Below are 21,465 nucleotides of genomic sequence, written 5' to 3'. Positions count from 1 at the left end.
AGCAACTTTTGCAACATCAGAATATCGAAAAGCCAGCGGCCACAAAAGTGACGGCTGGCTTTCCTACCCACCCTATCCCGTAATCACATGGTATGTTTCGGCTAATCAGCAGTACCTTTGACCTAGCTTAATGAAAGCAATAACAATGTGCTCCTAAAAATGTTTGAATAGCGCTGCGGTAGCAAACTGGCTAGTCACAGGGCTTACCAATACAGGTGCTTCAAACTGATGTGGTTTATCCACATATTTCGGCGTTAAGGTGCCAGTTTCCTATGAGGGTCTCACTAATTTACCAAATAGCAGGGTATTCAACAACTCCGTCAATACCAAACCCATGATTTAGCAAAGCTTGTCTTACTATAAATGGCAATGTATTCGCATCGCTAGGGTACTTAGCTAAAGTAGTTTCTGAAAATGTATCAATAGCAGCTAGCAGCTCTGATAGGCTAAATTGCTCAGAAACAACCGACCCCCAAATAGCGTCTTCAACTGTTGATTCTAATTCGGCATTTGTATTTTGAAACATTAGACGGCTTTGATACACAACTCTAAACTTGCTACTACCTTGGTGATGGATGACTAGCTTATATTGAGGAATTTTTTTCTCTAGCTTGTAGTTAACTCGTCTAGCATCAAAAAATGCTTGGCTTAATATCACCTTTCCTTCAACTTTATAGAAATTTTTTGAATTTGTCTCAGGAGCGATATTCCAATAAACACGAAAAGAGTTTCTTCTTAATTTATGACCATAAATTTCAAGCAAGGGTTTTAGCTGCTGTTCAGTGCCTTGTTTAGAGCCACTATTCCATCCACTCACAATTGATTGTTGAACCCTACAGGCATCTTTAATTTCATTTTGAGTCCAACCATCATTTAGTGCCAGTCTTATTAGCTGCTTGGTTTGTTTGAACTTTCTCTTATTCTTTTTTGAGTTTGTTGTTGCTTCCATAACTATCCTTAAAATGAAGCAGATGAATAATCACCTGCTTCTCCATTCCCAGTTACTTCTTCTGGTTTGGATTCATCTGCTTACCTCGGTTACCATGTACTTTAGCATTAGCAGGGTTATTTCCTGAAGTGCCTTTATTATTATTTGCTTGATTCGCTTTGTGATTACTATTTTGATTAGACATGTTTTTCTCCTCGTTGATTGTCTATCTAAATCATATGAAATTAGGAAAAAACAAAAACTGATAGTTTAATGATAATTGGTGATATCCGATGATATTTTTTAAATCATCAAACAATGCCTGTTTACTGACTTCTTGTTATCTCCTCAATTTTCTCATATCCTGTACCTGTTCATTTTTAGAGAAAGTAATGACAGACGAAATATGAACAATTCAATTGGTGCAACATATCTAAAGTTGGAAAAAAGCAGGTAGAATAAAAAAGAGTCCTCCACCAATAAAATCTGCAGAATAAGGATATTATGTACTCCCAAATTAACAACAGTTTATGCTGAGATATAACATCGGTAGTAGAGATGAACAGGTATTACGCCTGATAAAATCGACGAAGAGTTTTGAAGGCTGATACATGAAGATAACTCAAACTGAACTGGAAAATCATCTAATTAAAGCTGCGGATATAATGCGTGGCACGATAGATGCTTCCGAGATTAAAGAGTATATCTTCGGCATGCTGTTTTTAAAGCGCTGTTCCGATACATTTGAAGAACGTCGCGAAGAAGTTATCAATGCTCAACTTGAAAAAGGTAAAAGCAAAGAAGAAGCTAAAAACATTGCCGAAAATAAAATGTGGTACAAAAATACTTTTTATGTGCCTCCCACCTCCCGTTGGGAGTATTTAGTCAAACAAGCCAATAAAAATGTTGGTAACTTCTTAAATGAAGCGCTTGGCGGAATAGAGCAAGGTAATAGCTCACTTCAAGACGTATTGGAGCACATCGACTTTAATCGTAAAGTAGGTAAAAGAACATTAACAGATAATCAACTTCGCGAATTTTTCTCTCACTTTAACCAAATTAACCTAGCTGATAATAGCCTAGAAAACTCAGACGTTTTAGGTGAGGCCTTTGAATCATTACTTGGCTATTTTGCAGAAAATGCTAGAAATAAAGCCGGAGAATTTCATACCCCAAGAGCGATAGTTCAGTTAATGGTAGAACTTGCAAATCCACAAAATGGCAGCACTGTTTATGACCCATGTTGTGGTTCTGCCGGTATGCTCATCGAGGCACAAAAGTATGTCGGTAATAGTACTGGGGTTAATTCAAATGTAGATCTTTATGGGCAAGAAATAAAAGGTACAACGTGGTCAATTGCCAAAATGAACCTGCTATTTTCTGGGGCTCAGCTAAGTAACCTTGCAAACGAAGATACATTAGAAAACCCAAGATATATCAATAGTGATGGAACACTTACCCAATTCGACAGAGTGGTATCAAACCCTCCTTTTTCCAGCAACTTTGGCACTAGAGATCAAAATTTAAACCTCGATTTTAAATTCCCCGAAAGATTTAAATATGGTGCGGTAACTACCGGAACTAAAAAAGCGGATTTAATGTTTTTACAGCACATGCTAGCGACCTGTAAAGATCATGGAAAAGTAGTCTCGGCTATTCCTTTTGGCGCTCTTTTTCGTAATGGTGAAGAAAAACAAATTCGAGCGGGAATTATAGAAAACGACTTAATAGAAGCCGTCATTGCTCTGCCTCAGGGGCTGTTTTATGGCACAGGTATACCTACTGCCATTTTAGTTCTTAACAAAAATAAATCAGATGCTAACAAACAAAAAGTTTTATTTGTCGATGCTTCACATGACTATAGTGAAGTGCGATACGCAAATCGTCTGCGCCCAGAAGATATCAAAAAAATTACCAATGCCTACTTTTCTTACGCCACAGATGGAAGTTATTCAAAATTAGTTTACATAGAAGAAATTCGTAAAAATGATTACAACCTTAGCGTAAAGCGTTATGTTGATAATTCACCTGTTTTAAGACGAATAAATGAACTCAATGCACACCATCAAACTTTTAAAAAGTACTCTTTTTCCTCTAACCATGAAAACTGCGCAATAAAATCAATTAACTCTCCTTCTGATAGCCCTCGTTCAAATACTATAGTGTTAAGTAAGATAGCTAGAGGCACAAAACAGTGCATTGAACACGACGAAATAGGCACCAGAAACAAGTCGAATTTTTTTGAAATTCAGTTTGATGAAAATATAGTTTCAAGCGAGTACGTAAAATTATTTTTTGAATCAGAACTAGGTAAGCTCACGCTATCTCACCTTCCTCGTGGTACAACCATGCCAATGCTAAATAGAAAGGACCTTGAGAGTTTAACAATATTCATTCCAGCGGAGAATGAACAAAATAGAATAATAAACTTGGCCAGAAAGTTAGATGTTGCAAGAGAGCAACTTGCCAAATTTAAAGACAACTTACTTGAAAAACCTGCTCTTTATCAAGATTTTGAAAATCAAGCAGATAGCCTTATTTATGAACTTTCAACTCTTGATGAAGCCAACAGAATAAAGCAACTCATCAAAATAAATGAAACTCAGAGAATTGAGTTTAAACAATCTTTTTTCGCCAATGTTGACGATTTACAGAGCACTTTCCACAAAAGTGATAAAGAATACAAAAAGAGATGTAGGGAAGAGCAGTATAAAATTGCTAAGAATATTGCAACGTTTTTAAACACTGATGGTGGCACCTTATTGATAGGTGTAACTGATGACAGCAAAGTCTGTGGTGTTGAAAAGGAAATGCAGCACATAGGTGAAATAAAAGCCGAAGCTTACATAAAGCGTCTATCTCAAATCGTTGCGAACCTTATAGGTGAGAGAAACAACAAATGGTTGAAGTATTCATCTGTTGAAATAGACACCAAAATAATCGTAGTTGTTGACTGTCAAAGGGCTTCTAAACCCGTATTACTTCCAGACAAAGATCAAAAAGCTCCTACAGAATTTATCATTAGGCGAGGTACAGCTTCAGTGACCTTATACGGTTATGAACTGTTAGAATACATCGACTCACATTTTAAGAAGTAAAAATATGCCCTTAACCCTATCCCAGTTAGAAAGACATCTGTTCAACGCCGCAGACATATTGCGTGGCAAAATGGATGCATCAGAACTTAAATAATTCATTTTTGAAACGCTCTTCCAATATCTTTCAAGAGTCAAGAGCGTCATGAAGAAGTTATCAGAGCGTTACTTGAAAAAAGAAAAAGCTATGCCAAAGCTGAATCACTAACAATACTGCCCTGCTGCGAAGCCGCAGCTCCACGCGTATTGAAAATTATAGCCGCCTAGCCAACCGGTTACGTCGGTTACTTCACCAATAAAGTACAGCCCTTGAGCTTTTTTCGCTTCAAAGGTTTTTGAGCTAAGTTCGTCGGTGTCTATACCGCCTAGAGTTACTTCCGCTGTGCGGTAACCTTCGGTGCCGTTGGGTTTAATTTGCCAGTTATGAATGTAATTAGCTAGCTCGTCAATTTGGCTATGGGTGAGCTGATTTACATTGCAATCTGGAATAGCTTTACTCTCATGCAGTATTTCAATAAAGCGTTTTGGCAAAATAGTCGCTAGGCTATTTTTTAATGATTTTTGTGCTTGGGTTTCTCGCCATGTTGCTAATTGCGCTGTTAAATCAAGCTCTGGTAACAGGTTTATAGTCACTGCTTGCCCTGCTCGCCAAAATGAGCTGATTTGTAATATAGCGGGGCCTGATAAACCACGGTGAGTAAATAGGATGTTTTCTTTAAAACTTGTGCCGTCTTCACTGCTGACGATACATGGCACGCTAATACCCGATAGCCCTTCAAAGCGGTCTTTATCATGTTGGTGCAAGGTAAATGGTACAAGTGCTGCCATGGTCGGTAATACTTTTAAGCCAAATTGCTCAGCAATTTTATACCCTATTGGTGTTGCGCCTAGTTTTGGCATGGTTAAGCCACCAGCGGCAACAACGAGTGACTCACAGCTGTATGACTGTTGTTCTGTGATCACGAGATAGCCAGTAGCGGTTTTTTCAACGCTAAGCACTTCGTTACGCAGCGCAACATTAACACCCGCCCACTCGCACTCAGTTAGCAAAATATCAACGATATCTTGTGCGCTATTGTCGCAAAATAACTGCCCAAGGGTTTTATGGTGATACGCCAAACCGTGTCTGTCCACCAGCTCAATAAAATCATGCTGGGTATAACGGCTTAAACACGATTTTACAAAGTGTGGATTACCACATAAATAGTTTTCAGGGCTGGCGTTTTCATTGGTGAAGTTACAACGTCCGCCGCCGCTGATGAGAATTTTACGACCAGGCTTTTTGCCCATATCAAGCACTGTAACACTGCGGCCACGGTATCCTGCTTGTGCTGCACACATTAAACCTGCGGCTCCGGCACCGATCACTATTACATCTACTTGGGTCATTTGTTCATCTCATGAGGAAATTTTTGCAATTGTAGCAAATTTAAAAGTACAAACTGAGCGGTATTTCACTATTTTATTATTAACAACAAAGTGTGAAAAAATAAATGTTCACCTCGCCAGTCTACAAATTAATTAATACTTTATAACCACTGTAACGGCATAATAAAAGTCATAAAATCGTATTTAGCCATATAAACATCCCGATATAACTAAAATAGAGACATTAATAATAAAACGTTACTTTAACTATTTTAACAGATCATTTACTTTTGTTCCCCTTCACGACAATTCATCGTGAAGCTTAATAACAATCTAGGGATAATTATGACAACAAGAAAAATATTTAAAAAATGCGCTGTAGCGCTTACTGTGAGCGCGATATTTGCAGCGACATCAAGCATGGCAAATCCTAGCGAAGCAATAACACCATCTATTGCTGACATAACAACAAAACTACAAAGCCAAGATCCTCTCGGTACACGCTTTATCATCAAGTATAAAAATAATAGTAATGATATTGCAACATTTTCGATTGCTGATACTAGCCCACAAATGATGAATAAAAAGGCCCAAGGCTTTGTTAAAAACTTTACCAGTAAAAAAGGAAAAGTTAAGGCGCAATATATCCGTGCAATGGCATTGGACAATCATCATGTTATGCGTGCAAATAAAAAACTAAGCGCTGACGAAGCCCAACAATATATGCAAGAAGTAATGGCTTCAGGCAATGTTGAATACATTGAAATCGACCAGATGTTAAAACCATTTGCAACTCCTAACGACCCTCGTTATGACGACCAATGGCATTACTATGAGCAAGCTGGCGGGTTAAACCTTCCAACTGCATGGGATACCGCAACAGGTAGCGGTGTAACAGTGGCAGTATTAGATACTGGTTATCGTCCACACATTGATCTTAATGCCAATATTTTACCTGGCTACGATATGATTTCGGATACATTTGTCGCAAATGACGGCGGCGCACGCGATAGTGATGCACGCGATCCAGGTGATGCAGTATCTGCCGGTGAGTGTGGTAATAATAACAGTGCACAAGGTTCAAGCTGGCACGGAACCCATGTTGCAGGTACTGTTGCAGCCGTTACGAATAATGGCGAAGGTGTTGCTGGTGTTGCTTATGATGCTAAAGTTGTTCCGGTACGCGTACTTGGTAAATGTGGTGGTTTAACATCTGATATTGCCGACGGCATTATTTGGGCTTCAGGCGGATCAGTTTCTGGCGTACCAGCTAATGCTAATCCTGCTGATGTCATCAACATGAGTTTGGGTGGCAGCGGCTCTTGTAGCTCAACAACACAAAACGCGATTAACCAAGCACGTAATAACGGCACTGTAATTGTCATTGCCGCAGGTAATGATAACGACAATGCTAACAACTATAACCCTGGTAACTGTAATGGCGTAGTAAATGTTGCATCGGTTGGTCGTAATGGTGGTCGAGCTTACTACTCAAACTATGGTACATCTATCGATGTTGCAGCACCTGGTGGTGCGCAAAGCTTTGCTAATGATTCTGAAGGTATTTTATCTACACATAACTCAGGTTCATCAAGTCCTTCAAGTGACAGCTATCATTACTCACAAGGTACATCGATGGCTGCACCTCATGTTGCTGGTGTTGCTGCTCTTATTAAACAAGCAAAGCCAACTGCAACGCCTGATGAAATTGAAAGCATATTAAAATCAAGCACTCGCTCATTCCCTGCCACATGCAATAACTGTGGTACTGGTATTGTTGACGCTGCAGCCGCAGTTGCTGCTGCAAGCGGTGGTACTACACCACCCGTTGGCGGCAATGAGTTACTTGATGGCCAAGCTCAAACGGGCCTAAGTGGCGCTGCGAGTAGTGATACTTTTTATACAATGACTGTACCAAGTGGCGCAAGTAATGTGACTTTCACTATGAGTGGCGGAACGGGTGATGCAGATTTATATGTACGCTCAGGTAGTAAACCCACTACATCAACTTATGATTGTCGTCCGTATAAAGGGGGTAACAGCGAAGAGTGCTCTATAGACAGCCCAACTGCTGGTACATATCATGTGATGGTACGCGGTTACTCGGCTTACTCAGGCGTGAGTTTAGTTGGTAATTTAACAACCTCTGGTAACACAGGTAATCCACAAGCAGGTGGTGGAACTGTATCTGATATTTCAGCTAATGCAGGGCAATGGAAACATTATACCCTTGATGTTCCAGCAGGAATGGCAAGCTTTACCGTAACAACGTCTGGTGGCTCAGGTGATGCAGATTTATTTGTTAAGTTTGGCAGCCAACCAACAGGCTCTAGCTATGATTGCCGCCCATATAAAAACGGTAACGCAGAGACATGTACGTTTAGCAATCCTCAAGCAGGAACTTGGCACATGAGTGTGAATGCTTATAAAACCTTTGCCGGTTTAACGCTTGACGCACAATACCAGCCTTAATTAGCAATAAGGCATAGGGTTTGTATTAAACTCTATGCCTATAAGTGCTATTTGCCAGTTCCCTTGGTAACTTTGGCCGAATGAAAGTTCGGCTTTTTTAGCTCTTTTTTAAAGCTTTTCAAGTACCGCTTCTGCGCGACTTACTGCAAACTCTTTATCTTGTTCAACAAATAAACCTGTGACTTGCTGATCTTCAACAATCATTGCATAACGCGTTGAGCGTACACCACCAAATGCAGCAGTGTCTTTATCTAAACCAAGTGCTTTGGTAAAGCTAGCATCGCCATCGGCAAGCATCTCGATTGCTTGAGCATTATGTTGCTCACCCCATGCTTTCATTACAAACGCATCGTTTACTGATACACAGTAAATAGCGTCAACGCCTTTGGCTTTTATTTTATCTGCTAGAGTAATAAACTCAGGTAAATGTGCATTTGAACACGTAGGTGTAAACGCGCCTGGCACTGCAAATAACACCACTTTTTTACCTGCAAAAAGTGTTTCATTGGTAAGTGTTTGCATACCGTCGTCAGTAAGCTGTGTAAGACTAACGGCTGGTAATGTTTGACCTTGAGAAATCATGATATTTCCTTTTAAAGTGATGGGTTTTGAACAACACCAAAATAGCACAAAAGCGCAACCAACCCTAACATCGAGTTGCGAGTAATTGTGCCTTTGCAAGCAAAGTTACAATCCTAAACTACTGCGAATAGTATGCATTTGCTGCTGTAAACGCTGATGAATATCAGCCACTAATAAACTGGATTCACTCACCTGCCCTTTCATACTTTGCATTGACTGGCTGAAGTTCTCTAACAATGAGTTTTGCTGCTTTGCCAACTCCATGGCATCAAAAGCGACTTTATTAGCATCCTGTGCATTATGAGCTACCCCTTCGGAGTTTCGTTTCAGCTCTTGGGCATTATCGGTTTGCAATTGAGCATCATCAGCTAATGCTGATATTTGCGTTGACACCATAGTTGAGTTTTCACTCAATAGATTGAGCTGGTTATTAATATCACTCAGCGAACCTTGTGTTTGCCGAGCTAACTTGCGCACTTCATCTGCAACCACAGCAAAACCACGGCCATGTTCACCTGCGCGCGCTGATTCGATCGCAGCATTGAGTGCCAGCAAATTAGTTTGATCTGCAATATTGCGGATCACTTCAATAACTTTCCCTACATCTTGTACACCACTGAGCAACTCTTGCAAGCTATGTAAACCATGCTCCACCCGCTGTTGTGTATTTGAGCTAGCACTGAGCATGTTTTGGGCAAACCCTAAACTTTGCTCCATTGCTGAAAACGTATGCTTGGCGTTATCTGCTACTTTGCCGTTTATATCGTTTACTTGCTCACCAATATGTTGAATATCAGCCAATAATTCTTGATTTTGTTCAACTTGATGATGACTGGCATCTGTTTGCTGACTTATCGTATGTAGATGCTCGCTCATTTCTTGCATAAAATCGTTAATCACCTTGAGCATTTGTGCACGCTCTTCAGCCTCTAACCGTTGACGCTCAATTAACTGGTTAAAGTAACTAGCTATTTCACCAACTTCTGTTTTTGAGTTACTACTTTCAATATTTTTTAATTCGTTACTTTCGATTAAAAATGCAAAGCCATCACGTAGTTGACGAAGCGGGGTTAATACTTGATTTCGCTGTACAAAGTAAACACCAACAGCCAATACAACCAACATGCCAATGGCAATGCAAAACACTACGAATACTCGCTGCTTTAACGTACCTTGCTGAATTTTAAGTTGCTGCTCAGCATTTATCACCGTGTCAGAAAGTGTACTGATCTGTTTGCGCAGAGCCTGTATGCCTGTTTGACGCTGCTGAGCTTGTGCAATGGTGTTCTCTAAATCACGTGGGTAGCGGTTCGGCCAGCTTCTTAGCTCTGCCTTAATTTCACCGGCTAAATCTTCGGCTTCTTCATCTATAAACAAACTATCTTCATCAACTTCACTCATAACGCCCAAGTTTTCAAGCTCGTCAATCTGCTTTGCTAAACGGTTTAAGTTAGCAATACTTTGTTGTAAGTTGGTTTGTGTGTCTTGATCAAAACTAAGCATTAGCTGATAAGTAAACAACGACAAATTTGTCACTTCGCGGTAGTAATCACTGGCAAGCTGATAATAAGCCTGCGCGTTAGTATTTTGTTGCCCTGCTTTGTTAGCATAACCAATCAAGGAAGATGCTGAGCCCGCCATTTGCCTAAGTGCATTATCAAGCAATGCTGTTTCATTACCTGAAAGTTTACCTAAAGCACGATACTTACCTTTTATATCAGTATCGAGTTGGCTTAATTGCAGATCTAACTGTTGTTTTAAATCAATTGGTAAAATGGCAAGTTGGGTGTCTTTTACTTGGCTAATTAAATCCGACGCTTTCCCTAAATACTGACTATCGCCCTGTGCTAAGTAATCTTCTAGTAAGCCTTTTAAATCAACAAGTATTTTATTTTTTAATTGATTATAAGATTGGTCTTGTTGTTCGAGTTTAACTAAGGTTTGACTTGCCCAGTACAAGGTTCCGCCTAACAGCAGGCTAGCCAATGCCAGCAAAATAGCCAGCAACCGAGTGAATGATGACACGCGCATGAAATTAAATTCCTTTGGGTAACTGCGCGTACACTATTAACTATTTATGACAATTTAATGAAAGCCGATATGAAACACTTATAACTTTATAGGAACAAAAATAAAAAATACGAATAAAGCTTCACACCATGGCGGCTTTGACATACACATCAAAGCGATTCTTTTTGGTTTTTATTTGCATGCTTGGCGTTTGGTTGTTTAAAAACGGTGCGTAGTCGGGGCGTTTAACTACCACTCGCTTGCTGGCAAGTGGGTAGGCAAATGCGAGTAAGTCATCAGCATCATTATCTGCGCCAACCAAGTCTTGAAACACCCGCATTTCTTTTTTAACCAGTGCTGACTTTTCACGGTGTGGAAACATTGGATCCAAATAAACCACATCTGGCATACTTTCGCATTGCGCGAGTAAGGTATGACTGGAGCCAAACACTAGGCTCATGTTTTGCTTCATCCACGGGCCAATTTCATTATCGCTATAAGCACGTTGCAAACCATCATAAAGTAATGCTGCAACAACCGGATGGCGCTCATGTAAAATCACTTTACAACCCAGCGATGCTAACACAAAACCATCACGGCCAAGCCCTGCGGTCGCATCTAGAACAACGGGGGTCGCTCCTTTATTTAAACCAACCGCTTTGGCGATAGACTGCCCTTTACCGCCACCAAATTTACGACGGTGAGCCACTGCACCGGTAACAAAATCAACACTAATAGCGCCAAGTTTTGGTTCATCGGTTTTTCGTAAGCTTAAGCCTTGATCATCATAATGAAGTGAAAAGCCTTCGCTTTGTGCCGCCCACTCAGCGAGCCCAAAACGCAGCTCAATTTCATTAAGATAAGGACGTACTTCTTTAAAAGGACACTGTATAACCAAAATAAACTCCGACCGTGAATAGCTCGCGAAGTATATCAACTGCTAAGCGCCATAGCACTAAAATAGCTCAATATCCGTTTGCGAAGTAACGTCTTGAGTGTGCTCCGGCGTAGCAATTTTACTCAGGCTATCGATCAATTCGCTACGCGATTCAATAATGTGATTGAGCTGATGCTTAATAAAAGCCAAGTCATCATTCAAGACTGTTAACTGTAATTGTGTTTGCTCTAATTGCTCAACCTGCAATGCCAATGCTTGGTTCGCAGCAAAAGCGGGTTCATGCTGCATAAGTGCACGTAATTCAGATAACTGAGTTGTCAATTTAGCTACGGCTTCTTCGCGCGCCTCGCTACTGACAAATAATTGCGAAGAAAGCTCATTAAAAGCATTACCAACCGCATGCGCTTGGGCCAGTGCTTTTTCGTTTACTTCCATATCTTGGATTTTGGCATTGGTTACTTCCAAAATATGCGGGAATAAATCTTTATAGCGGCCATACAACACAACATCATCTAAAGGCATATTTTTAATTAAAATAGACACTTTCGGGTAATTAACAATAGTATGACTACTAAAATCAACAAAGCGATTAGAATAACGGTGCTTTTCTAATAACTCTTGCTCTAACGGACAAACACCACCGTCATCAGTGCACACAACCCCTACATCTTGATACCAAAAAGCCACAACTACATCGAGATTTAACGGTCGGAAGAATTCAAAAAAATGGGCCGATAATGATTGCACATCATGGGCGTGATAGGTTTGCCCTACATAACGCATTATGCGACCCATATCGCCGGAGTCAGTCATGGCTATTTCAGCGGTGATCTGCGCGCGCTCTACATCATTTTTTAACTTAATAGAATGCTGACGATATTGATACAACACCCGAATACGCGCCATTAATTCCTCGGTATTAAAGGGCTTTACAATGTAATCGGCAGCACCGGCATTATAACCTTTAACACGTTCTGATAATTCGCTTTTACCCGACAAAAACATTACTGGGGTATCTTTGGTTTGCTCATTATTTTTCAGCTCACGACACACTTCGTAGCCCGTTTTCCCGGGCATTTCAACATCCAATAAAATAATGTCAGGGCTATATTTATAAGCTTGCCTTAAACCTTCTTCGCCATTTTTAGCATGAATTAACTGACAAAACCCCGCTAATGATTCCTCTATTACACGATGAACATATTTATCATCATCAATCGCCAGTACCAGTTTTGTCATGCCCAATTCCTTTTTATTAATTACTTAAAAAAGCATAGTACGGAGCCCTGATTTTGCGACAATTTATTACTCTAAATAGTAAAAAAGCGCCAAACGGCGCTTTTTAAAGATTAAATATACGTAGTGCTTAAGCTGCAATACCACTGTGGCGCAATAGTGCATCGACACTTGGCTCACGACCACGGAAGTTTTTAAACAACTCCATTGGCTCTTCACTGCCGCCTTTTTCTAAAATATGCTGCATAAAGGCTTGCCCAGTTTCTGGGTTAAAAATACCTTCTTCTTCAAATTTGGAAAACGCATCAGCTGAAAGCACTTCGGCCCATTTATACGAATAATAACCCGCGCTATAACCACCAGCAAAGATATGGCTAAAACCATGTTGAAAACGGTTAAACTCTGGTGCTTTAACAACTGATGTATGGCTACGCACTTCATCTAAACGCGCTTGAATTTGGCATTCTTCACCCGCTTGATAATCGTTGTGAATTCTAAAATCAAATAACGAGAACTCGATTTGACGCAGCATTTGCATGCCTGAGTTATAGTTTTTAGCTGCTAGTAGTTTATCCAATAACTCTTTAGGCAATGACTCGCCCGTTTCATAGTGGCCTGAAATAAAGTTAAGTGCTTCTTCTTCATAACACCAGTTTTCTAAAAACTGACTTGGCAGCTCAACGGCATCCCATGCAACACCATTAATACCCGCAACTGGCGCGGCATCAACTTGGGTTAGCATATGGTGAATACCATGGCCAAACTCATGGAATAAAGTGGTGACTTCATTATGAGTAAACAGTGCAGGCTTATCGCCTACCGCTTTATTAAAGTTACACACTAAATACGCTACAGGCGTTTGTAACTCGCCATTGGCGCGTACTTTTCGACCCATGCAGTCATCCATCCACGCGCCACCGCGTTTGTGATCACGCGCGTATAAATCAAGATAAAAACGGCCACGCAGGGTATTGCTACTGTCGTAAATTTCAAAAAAGCGTACATCTTTATGGTAACTATCAATGTCTTTTAACTCTTTAACACTAATACCAAATAAACGATTTACCGTTTCAAACAAGCCGCTTAGTACTTTATCTGCGGGGAAATACGGGCGCAATACTTCGTCTGATATTGCGTATTTCTCTTGTTTTAGTTTTTCACCGTAATAGCCATAATCCCACGCAGCAAGTTGCTCAATACCGTGTTTTTCTTTGGCGTAAGCTTGTAACTCAGCAAGCTCTTGCTCAGCTTGAGGTTTAGATTTAGCCGCTAGGTCTTCTAAAAATGAGAATACCTGCTCTGGTGTTTCAGCCATTTTAGTGGCGAGTGACTTTTCTGCATAACTGGCAAAACCTAATAGTTGCGCTATTTCATGACGTAGTGCGAGTTCTTCGCTCATTATTGCTGAGTTATCAAATTCGCCCGCGTTAGGTCCTTGATCAGACGCACGGGTTACAAATGCCGTATACGTTTCTTCACGTAGTTCACGGTTATCTGCATAGGTCATAATAGGTAAATACGACGGGAAATCTAACGTAAATACCCAGCCATCTAATTCTTTGCTTGCTGCTGTATCTGCCGCTAACGCTAACGCCGACTCAGGTAAACCTGCGAGTTCGCTTTCATCAGTAATGTGCTTTTGCCAAGCCAATGTGGCATCCATCACGTTATTGCCAAATTTAGCCGCAAGTTCTGATAAACGTGCGCTGATCTCGCCGTAGCGCTTTTGCTGCTCAGGCGCCAAGGCGATGCCCGATAATTCAAAGCTACGCAATGCATTAGTAATAGTTTTTTGTTCAGCCGTACTTAACGTTTTAAACTCATCGCTGTTGTGCAGTGCGTTGTAGGCTTCATACAACCCTTGGTGTTGACCAACAAAGGTTGAATACTCTGAGATAAGTGGTAAACATTGTTCGTACGCTTCACGTAATTCATCGCTATTAACTACGGAGTTCATATGCGATACCGGAGAAAACATTCGCGATAATTTATCGTCAACTTCTTCAAGAGGTAACACTAAGTCCTGCCAAGTGAATGATTTATTAGCCAGCACTTCGTCTATTTTAGCGCGGCATTCGCTAATACCCGCTTTTAGCGCCGGCACAACATGCTCTGGCTTAATTTTTGAAAACGGTGGTAAGCCTTCAAGGCCTATTAGTGGGTTATTTTGTAAATCGCTCATGTTAGCTCTCAAATCGTTTCGAATATGATTTTTAAGTTGGGGCGTACGTCTCGAAATACAAGGGGCTTTTAACGGGTCTGCCATGTGTTATTATCAGAGAAATACGTTTTATATAAACTTGAGGACTAAAGATGGCTCAGCATTTTGATTACATTGCGATTGGCGGCGGCAGCGGCGGGATAGCGTCAGCTAACCGTGCAGCAATGCGTGGCGCGAAAGTGGCACTAATTGAAGCAAAACATATGGGTGGAACCTGTGTAAATGTAGGTTGTGTACCAAAAAAAGTAATGTGGCATGGCGCTCAAGTTGCTGAAGCAATTAACTTATACGCCCCTGATTACGGCTTTAATGTTGAAGTAAAAGAATTCAACTGGAGTAAACTAGTAGAAAGCCGTGAAGCCTATATTGGCCGCATTCATAAAGGTTACGATAATGGCCTTGCTAAAAACGGCGTAACAGTTATTAAAGGCTTTGCTAAATTTGTTGACAGTAAAACAGTCGAAGTAGACGGCGAGCACTACACCGCCGATCATATTTTAGTGGCCGTAGGCGGTCGCCCTAGCATTCCAAATATCCCAGGTGCTGAACACGGCATCGATTCAAATGGCTTTTTTGAGCTGAATGAACAACCAAAACGCGTTGCCGTTGTTGGTGCCGGTTATATCGCGGTAGAGATTGCCGGTGTACTACATAGCCTAGGTACAGAAACCCATTTATTTGTTCGTAAAAATAAACCACTGCGCACCTTTGACCCATACATCATCGACACCCTTGTTGATATTATGGCCAAAGAAGGCCCGACGCTGCATACCGAATGCTTACCAAAAGAAGTAGTTAAAGAAAGCGATGGCAGCTTAACTATCCACTTTGAAAATGGCTACAGTCAAAATGTTGATCAAGTCATTTGGGCCATTGGCCGTACACCGACGACTGATAAGATTAATTTAGTCGCAGCGGGTGTTGAAGTAAACGAAGGCGGTTACGTTAAGGTAGACGAGTACCAAAATACCACGGCTAAAAATGTTTATGCTGTGGGTGATATCATCGAAGGCGGTATAGAGCTTACCCCTGTTGCAGTAAAAGCAGGCCGTACTTTATCAGAGCGTTTGTTCAATAAAGACCTGCCAGATGATTTAAAAATGGATTACAGCTTAGTTCCTACCGTGGTATTTAGCCACCCGCCAATTGGTACCATTGGTTTAACTGAGCAAGAAGCAATTTCGCAGTACGGCAACGAGAACGTAAAAGTGTATAAATCAAGCTTTGCTGCTATGTACACTGCGGTTACTCAGCACCGCCAAGCATGTAACATGATGCTAGTGTGCGCAGGCCCTGACGAGAAAGTTGTAGGCTTACACGGCTTAGGTTTTGCTGTTGATGAAATGATCCAAGGCTTTGCCGTGGCCATGAAAATGGGCGCAACCAAAGCAGATTTTGATGCCGTTGTTGCACTGCACCCAACTGGCTCAGAAGAGTTTGTTACTATGAGATAAGCTTCGAGCTTCGGGCTTCGGGCTTCGGGCTTCGGGCTTCGGGCTTCGGGCAAAGATTAAAACCTTGTGGTGCTGCCACAAGGTTTTTTTATGCCTATGATTACAAGGTGATGGTGAGTTGTTAAACTCAGTTAAAAGAATAAGAACGTAAACTACTTTGCAATCAATCTCTTTATTCCCTGTACACCTTGTACAGAGTATCTTTCTGTTCCAAATGTTATTTGGTGCATTATTAATTAATAGCCAAAAACAAAGTCGTTCCTTGGTGCTGCTATTTGTATTTCAAGGCTGTGTATGCGCCTTTAACCTGTTAGAAGGGTTAGGCCTTTCTGATTACTTAATCACACCGGCATTTACATTACTGTATGGGCCTATGATTTACTTTTTTACCTTGTCGATTACAGGTAAGCAGCCCTTTATAACATCACACTACGCGGTTCACTTAATTCCTGCGGCTATTTCCTTGGCCTTTACCCACTACACGCAGGCGATCATTTTACTCGGTTCGCTCAGTCAACTTGGCTACTTCTACTTTGCTTATGGCACTTTAAAGGGCTACCACAAACAACTTATGCATGCGCGCTCAGATGCTGAGAGCCTTAAGTTAAAGTGGTTGTTCAAAGCATTATTTATTTTTGCCATTATTGTCGTATTCGATTTGCTGCGCATGAATGTGCAACCAATCACGCCGCTCGATTTAAAGATGTACTGGTACTTATTAAACGAAATACTGTTACTGCTTATGTTTAGCTTTTTGTTGTTCCACACCATCAAGAATAGCTTTCAATTCGAGCCTGTCACATTACCTGAAGAAACCGAAGCTGAAGAAGCTGATTCGTCTGATGAGCAACTTGCACAGCAAATTTTCTCAACCATTGATAACTTGATTATTAATGAATCGCTTTATCGACAACCTAGGCTGTCACTAAACGACTTAGCAGATCAAACAGGGCTCGGTAGTAAAGAAATATCTTGGGCTATTAACAGCACAACGGGGAACAACTTTTGTGAGTACATCAACCAGCATAGAGTGAATGATGTTAAACGCGAAATAGAGCAAGACTCACCTCAAAAACTCAGCCTGATAGAACTGGCATTTCAAGCTGGCTTTAATTCTAAATCGACTTTTAATGCGGTGTTTAAAAAAGAAACGGGATTAACGCCGAGTCAATTTAAGAAGCAAACACTAAAAACCAGCTCATAAAACAGACAAAAAACGTCCTAAATCCTGTTTTAGGACGCTTTTTTACAGCCCAAACGCTAATTTAAACAAAAAACAGCTTTGAGACTCCAGATGTACAAGTCCTATTTTTTACTACTAATATTGTGCCTATTAATAAACTTTTCGGGTTCTGCGTCTGCGTTAGCAACGAATCATTCTTTAGAGGTAACGAATCAAGCCTTAAAAGTGCAACCAAATCGCGTTGGTGCAACAGACCCAATCGCTTACTTTCAATCGAAAACAGCAGCAATAGAATTTGCTAAACAACAAAACTGGGCTCTGGTGAATAAACTCACAAAACAGCTCATTAATGAATATCAAAATGATGGCGATACTTGGTATTTACTTGGTCTCAGTTATTTTCAATTGGCCGATTATCAAAATGCCAGCAATGCTTTGCAACGCGCACTTGCAATTGGGACTAGCTTAAAAGGCATTCCTAATGGGGCTAGTAATCCTAACGATTTAATGGTGAAAATTGCAGAGGCATACGCAGAGCTTAATAACCAACAGCAAGCCGAGTATTGGCTCAAAAAAGCACTGGCAGCAAGATGGGATGACCGCCCAACACTTGCTGGCACCAGCTTATTTAAATCTGGTACTAACCCTCACTTTGAACGCTTTGCGCAATCAACCAGTTATAAATCACTTGCAGGTAATAATTTGGAGACTGAACTCAATCGAGATCAAAAATGGCGCACCGATTTAGCGTTTTTAGCTGCAGAGATTAAACGTTTACACGTGGCAATGTATCAAAACATAAGCCCTCAACAATTTGCTGAAAAAGTAGCAAGCATTGATAAAGCGATTCCTATTATGATTGATCAGCAAATTATTTTTCAGTTTATGGAGCTAATTGCACTACTTGGCAATGGTCATAATTTATTGATCCCAGCATGGGGTGAAAAAGGCAACTTTCAGCAATTGCCATTTCAGTTTTATCAATTTAGTGATGGCTTATACATCACCAAAGCAAGTAGTGATTACCAGCAATATATTGGCTATAAAGTTGCAGCATTTGCCGATACACCAGCCGATCAAGCCCTTGAGTTAACTAAACGTGTTAATGCTCGTGATAATGAAATGCAAACCCTGTGGTTGGGCCCATATTATTTAAGTTTGCTTGATGTACTAAACGGGCTTGGCATTAGCAAAGGTAACGAGGTAACACTCACGCTCAGCTCACCAAAAGGGGCTATCACCACAGTTACACCAGCGCTCAAGTCAATGCAATTTGCAGGTTTTCCTAAGTTACCAAAACTTACTGAACACCCTACGCTTAGATACTTAGCAAAAAACAACACGCCGTTTTGGAGCGAACAAATCAAAACGAATAAATTACTGTATGTACAATTCAATGATGTGCGAAATAGCAAAGATCTCACACTTGCTGAATTTGCTATGCAGCTACAAGCACAAATCAAATACGATGACATTGAGCATATGGTGCTAGACCTTCGCCATAACAGTGGTGGTAATGGCTCGCTCAACCCACCTATGGTGGCAACTGCCGCATTTTTTAAAGTATTAAAGCCACAAGGAAAGTTATTTATATTAATTGGCCGCAATACGTTTTCGGCAGGCCATGATGTAGCAGTTAAGATTGCCAATATAGTGCCAGCGATTTTTGTAGGTGAACCATCAGGCACCCGCCCTAACGTGGCTGGTGAAGCAGGCTGGTTTAACCTACCATACAGTAAACAAACAGGACTTATTTCGAGCCAGTTCCACCAGCAAAGCAGAGCTGAAGATCATCGTATTTGGTTAGCGCCCGATATGCCAATTACACTTTCTGCAAAAGATTACTTTGCAGGTGTCGATCCGGTGATGGATGCTGTTTTAACCATAACTAAGCAATAAACAGTGCTGGCATAAACCTTGTAACTATTCAGTTATAGCAACAATTTGCCCTTGTTTACTGTGTAATTAAGCAACTTTTACGCAGTACTCAAGGCATTTTTACAAGGAGGCACTGTGTCTAAATCTGCAATTTTATATCGCATGGTGACCGATGAGCATATTTGCCCCTTCGGTTTAAAATCAAAAGATTTATTAGAGCGACATGGTTACGATGTTGATGATCGTCACTTAACCAGCCGTGAGCAAACTGACGAATTCAAACAGCAGCATAATGTAAAAACCACGCCACAAACCTTTATTGATGATAAACGTATAGGTGGGTACGATGATTTGCGCGATTTTTTCAATCTGACCAAAGCGGGTCAACAAGGCACAACTTACACGCCAGTGTTAGCTATTTTTGCAGTCACACTATTACTCAGCTGCGGGTTTAGCTATGCCAATGGCGACGCTTTATTGTCTATGCAAAACTTAATGCTGTTTATTGCACTGTCGATGGCGGTGTTAGCAATTCAAAAGCTACAAGATTTATATAGCTTTTCAAACTCATTTATTACCTATGACTTACTTGCCATGCGCGTTGTGCCTTATGCTTATGTTTATCCTTTTATTGAAGCCTATGTTGCCATCGGGATGGTGGCCAAACTTCCGGCCTTAGCGGTGGCGCCGTTCTCGTTATTTATTGGTGGTATTGGTGCGGTATCAGTATTTAAAGCTGTATATATAGATAAACGTGAACTCAAGTGCGCGTGCGTCGGTGGCAACAGCAATGTACCGCTAGGTTTTATCTCATTAACCGAGAATCTATTTATGATAACAGCGGGTCTTTGGATGCTAGTTAGTTGATAAAACATATAACGGTTTTGCCCCTTTATTACTGTTCTACCGTGGTTAAATCTGCAAAATTTAGTTAGTATGGTCACGTGTTATTTTTTATTAACGCTCCATCAATTAGGAATTTATGAACAAAGATTTACTGCTCCATCCGGTACTTATTTCACTAGCAATGATCACTATTGCGTTTACTCTTAAGGCGCTGGTTGACAGATTTGCGCGCCATAAAGCAGAAAAAAAAGAAAAAGATATTCGCTATATTTCGCACAATATTAAGCACTCTATTAACCTAGCAACGGTGCTATTACTGCTATTTGTATGGTCTACTGAAATCCAGAACTTTGCGCTGTCGATCGCGGCATTTGCAGTGGCTATTGTATTTGCGACCAGAGAGTTTATTCAATGTATAATTGGCTTTTTCTATTTAGTTACCACGCGCCCGTTTCGGGTTGGTGACTGGGTACAGGTTGGTGAATACTATGGTGAAATTGCTGAAACCGATTGGATCAAAACCACCATGCATGAAATTGACATGCACACCTATCAGTTTTCTCGCAAAACCATTTATATTCCGAATAATAAGCTGATCACTAACCCGATTAAAAACTTAAACTTTGTAAAACGTTTTACCACTCATCACTTTAGTATTGTGCGTAAAGAAAGTTTTAATCCGTATCCAATTTACGAAACTCTAACCACGAAAGCGAAGCAATATTGTGAAGAGTTTCAAGATGTGGCTGGTCGTTATAATTCGATTATCGAAAGAAAATTAGATGCAAAAATTTCTGGCCCTGAGCCTGAAATACACTTTAGCACCACCGAATTAGGCGAGTTTAAAGCCAGCTTCACTTTATTCTGTCCCACTGACAAGGCGCTGGGAATAGAGCATAAGCTAACTGCCTTTTTTATGGAGCTTTGGTACAGTGAAGCTGCAAAACAACAAAGCAGTAACTCTCACATATAATAAGAATATGCCACTATATGGACATAGTTTAACTCACTTGATTAAAACTGAAGTGAGTTAAGCTTTTAACGCTAGCCTCCCGATCTAATATCTCGCTCAAACTCAGTTTTAGTTTTTACTGGCTGACAAGTTGATTGAACCGTGCTCTTATTACTTTCATCTTCGTCAGAACTAAAGATTGTATAGTTATAGTCTGTCTCAACTTCACCACCTAAGCACTCATGCTCAGCAAACACCTCATTGCTATATCCGTCTGGCATTTCCTGTGACGCACACCCACTGAGGAGCAGAAGTGTTATTAAAATTGACATTACTTTCATA

The 21,465-nt window shown here is 40.6% G+C and carries 16 protein-coding genes; 7 read left to right on the top strand and 9 right to left on the bottom strand.

The features are described 5' to 3' along the window. Nucleotides 1–289: 289 nt before the first annotated feature. Both H5200_RS00805 and H5200_RS23830 read right to left on the bottom strand, forming a co-directional pair. On the bottom strand, nucleotides 290–949 hold the full coding sequence (locus H5200_RS00805) for a hypothetical protein (RefSeq protein WP_182760732.1): 660 nt from the start codon (nucleotides 947–949) through the stop codon (nucleotides 290–292). Nucleotides 950–1,001: 52 nt separating this feature from the next. Continuing rightward, nucleotides 1,002–1,133 (bottom strand): hypothetical protein, encoded by a 132-nt coding sequence (locus H5200_RS23830; protein ID WP_055014250.1) that lies wholly within the window; start codon nucleotides 1,131–1,133, stop codon nucleotides 1,002–1,004. A gap of 406 nt (nucleotides 1,134–1,539) precedes the next feature. Between H5200_RS23830 and H5200_RS00795 the strand changes: the two genes are divergently transcribed. Next, on the top strand, nucleotides 1,540–4,026 hold the full coding sequence (locus H5200_RS00795; protein WP_182760731.1) for a type I restriction-modification system subunit M: 2,487 nt from the start codon (nucleotides 1,540–1,542) through the stop codon (nucleotides 4,024–4,026). Nucleotides 4,027–4,227: 201 nt separating this feature from the next. Here the strand turns inward: H5200_RS00795 and H5200_RS00790 are convergent, their stop codons facing one another. After that, complete coding sequence (locus tag H5200_RS00790) at nucleotides 4,228–5,412, bottom strand: NAD(P)/FAD-dependent oxidoreductase (protein WP_182760730.1); 1,185 nt, start codon at nucleotides 5,410–5,412, stop codon at nucleotides 4,228–4,230. A 324-nt stretch (nucleotides 5,413–5,736) separates the two neighbouring features. Between H5200_RS00790 and H5200_RS00785 the strand changes: the two genes are divergently transcribed. After that, a complete protein-coding gene (locus tag H5200_RS00785) occupies nucleotides 5,737–7,863 on the top strand; it encodes a S8 family peptidase (protein ID WP_182760729.1) in 2,127 nt (708 codons plus the stop codon). Nucleotides 7,864–7,971: 108 nt separating this feature from the next. On the opposite strand, the gene H5200_RS00780 is transcribed toward H5200_RS00785, so the two are convergent. The 5 genes from H5200_RS00780 to prlC form a co-directional block, all read right to left on the bottom strand. Further along, nucleotides 7,972–8,445 carry a peroxiredoxin gene (locus tag H5200_RS00780; RefSeq protein WP_145238704.1) on the bottom strand — a complete coding sequence of 158 codons (474 nt, stop codon included), beginning with the start codon at nucleotides 8,443–8,445 and terminating at the stop codon, nucleotides 7,972–7,974. A 105-nt stretch (nucleotides 8,446–8,550) separates the two neighbouring features. Continuing rightward, on the bottom strand, nucleotides 8,551–10,476 hold the full coding sequence (locus H5200_RS00775) for a methyl-accepting chemotaxis protein (protein ID WP_182740614.1): 1,926 nt from the start codon (nucleotides 10,474–10,476) through the stop codon (nucleotides 8,551–8,553). Nucleotides 10,477–10,597: 121 nt separating this feature from the next. Further along, nucleotides 10,598–11,353, bottom strand: a complete 756-nt coding sequence (locus tag H5200_RS00770) for a class I SAM-dependent methyltransferase (RefSeq protein ID WP_145238699.1) — start codon at nucleotides 11,351–11,353, stop codon at nucleotides 10,598–10,600. 57 nt (nucleotides 11,354–11,410) lie between these two features. After that, nucleotides 11,411–12,592: a response regulator transcription factor gene (locus H5200_RS00765; RefSeq protein ID WP_182719251.1), complete on the bottom strand. Its 1,182-nt coding sequence runs from the start codon at nucleotides 12,590–12,592 to the stop codon at nucleotides 11,411–11,413. Nucleotides 12,593–12,719: 127 nt separating this feature from the next. Continuing rightward, a complete protein-coding gene (gene prlC / locus H5200_RS00760; protein WP_182719252.1) occupies nucleotides 12,720–14,771 on the bottom strand; it encodes an oligopeptidase A in 2,052 nt (683 codons plus the stop codon). Between the two features lie 131 nt (nucleotides 14,772–14,902). Here prlC and gorA point away from each other — a divergent pair, with 131 nt between their 5' ends. The 5 genes from gorA to H5200_RS00735 all read left to right on the top strand — a co-directional run bounded on the left by gorA (nucleotide 14,903) and on the right by H5200_RS00735 (nucleotide 21,144). Then, nucleotides 14,903–16,264, top strand: coding sequence for a glutathione-disulfide reductase (gorA, locus tag H5200_RS00755; protein ID WP_182740612.1), 1,362 nt, complete (start codon nucleotides 14,903–14,905; stop codon nucleotides 16,262–16,264). Between the two features lie 157 nt (nucleotides 16,265–16,421). Next, nucleotides 16,422–17,468, top strand: a complete 1,047-nt coding sequence (locus H5200_RS00750) for an AraC family transcriptional regulator (RefSeq protein WP_182760728.1) — start codon at nucleotides 16,422–16,424, stop codon at nucleotides 17,466–17,468. A gap of 204 nt (nucleotides 17,469–17,672) precedes the next feature. Continuing rightward, complete coding sequence (locus H5200_RS00745; RefSeq protein ID WP_182760727.1) at nucleotides 17,673–19,346, top strand: hypothetical protein; 1,674 nt, start codon at nucleotides 17,673–17,675, stop codon at nucleotides 19,344–19,346. 114 nt (nucleotides 19,347–19,460) lie between these two features. Then, nucleotides 19,461–20,192, top strand: a complete 732-nt coding sequence (locus H5200_RS00740) for a glutaredoxin family protein (protein ID WP_182760726.1) — start codon at nucleotides 19,461–19,463, stop codon at nucleotides 20,190–20,192. A 115-nt stretch (nucleotides 20,193–20,307) separates the two neighbouring features. Next, nucleotides 20,308–21,144 (top strand): mechanosensitive ion channel family protein, encoded by an 837-nt coding sequence (locus H5200_RS00735; protein ID WP_145238627.1) that lies wholly within the window; start codon nucleotides 20,308–20,310, stop codon nucleotides 21,142–21,144. A gap of 71 nt (nucleotides 21,145–21,215) precedes the next feature. Here the strand turns inward: H5200_RS00735 and H5200_RS00730 are convergent, their stop codons facing one another. Beyond that, entirely contained in the window at nucleotides 21,216–21,404 is a 189-nt protein-coding gene (locus H5200_RS00730) for a hypothetical protein (protein WP_259399154.1), read from the bottom strand. Nucleotides 21,405–21,465: the final 61 nt, after the last annotated feature.

The sequence above is a fragment of the Pseudoalteromonas sp. SG43-7 genome (genome assembly GCF_014164295.1).
Taxonomy (GTDB): domain Bacteria; phylum Pseudomonadota; class Gammaproteobacteria; order Enterobacterales; family Alteromonadaceae; genus Pseudoalteromonas; species Pseudoalteromonas rhizosphaerae.
This window is presented reverse-complemented; position numbering and strand designations above follow the sequence as displayed.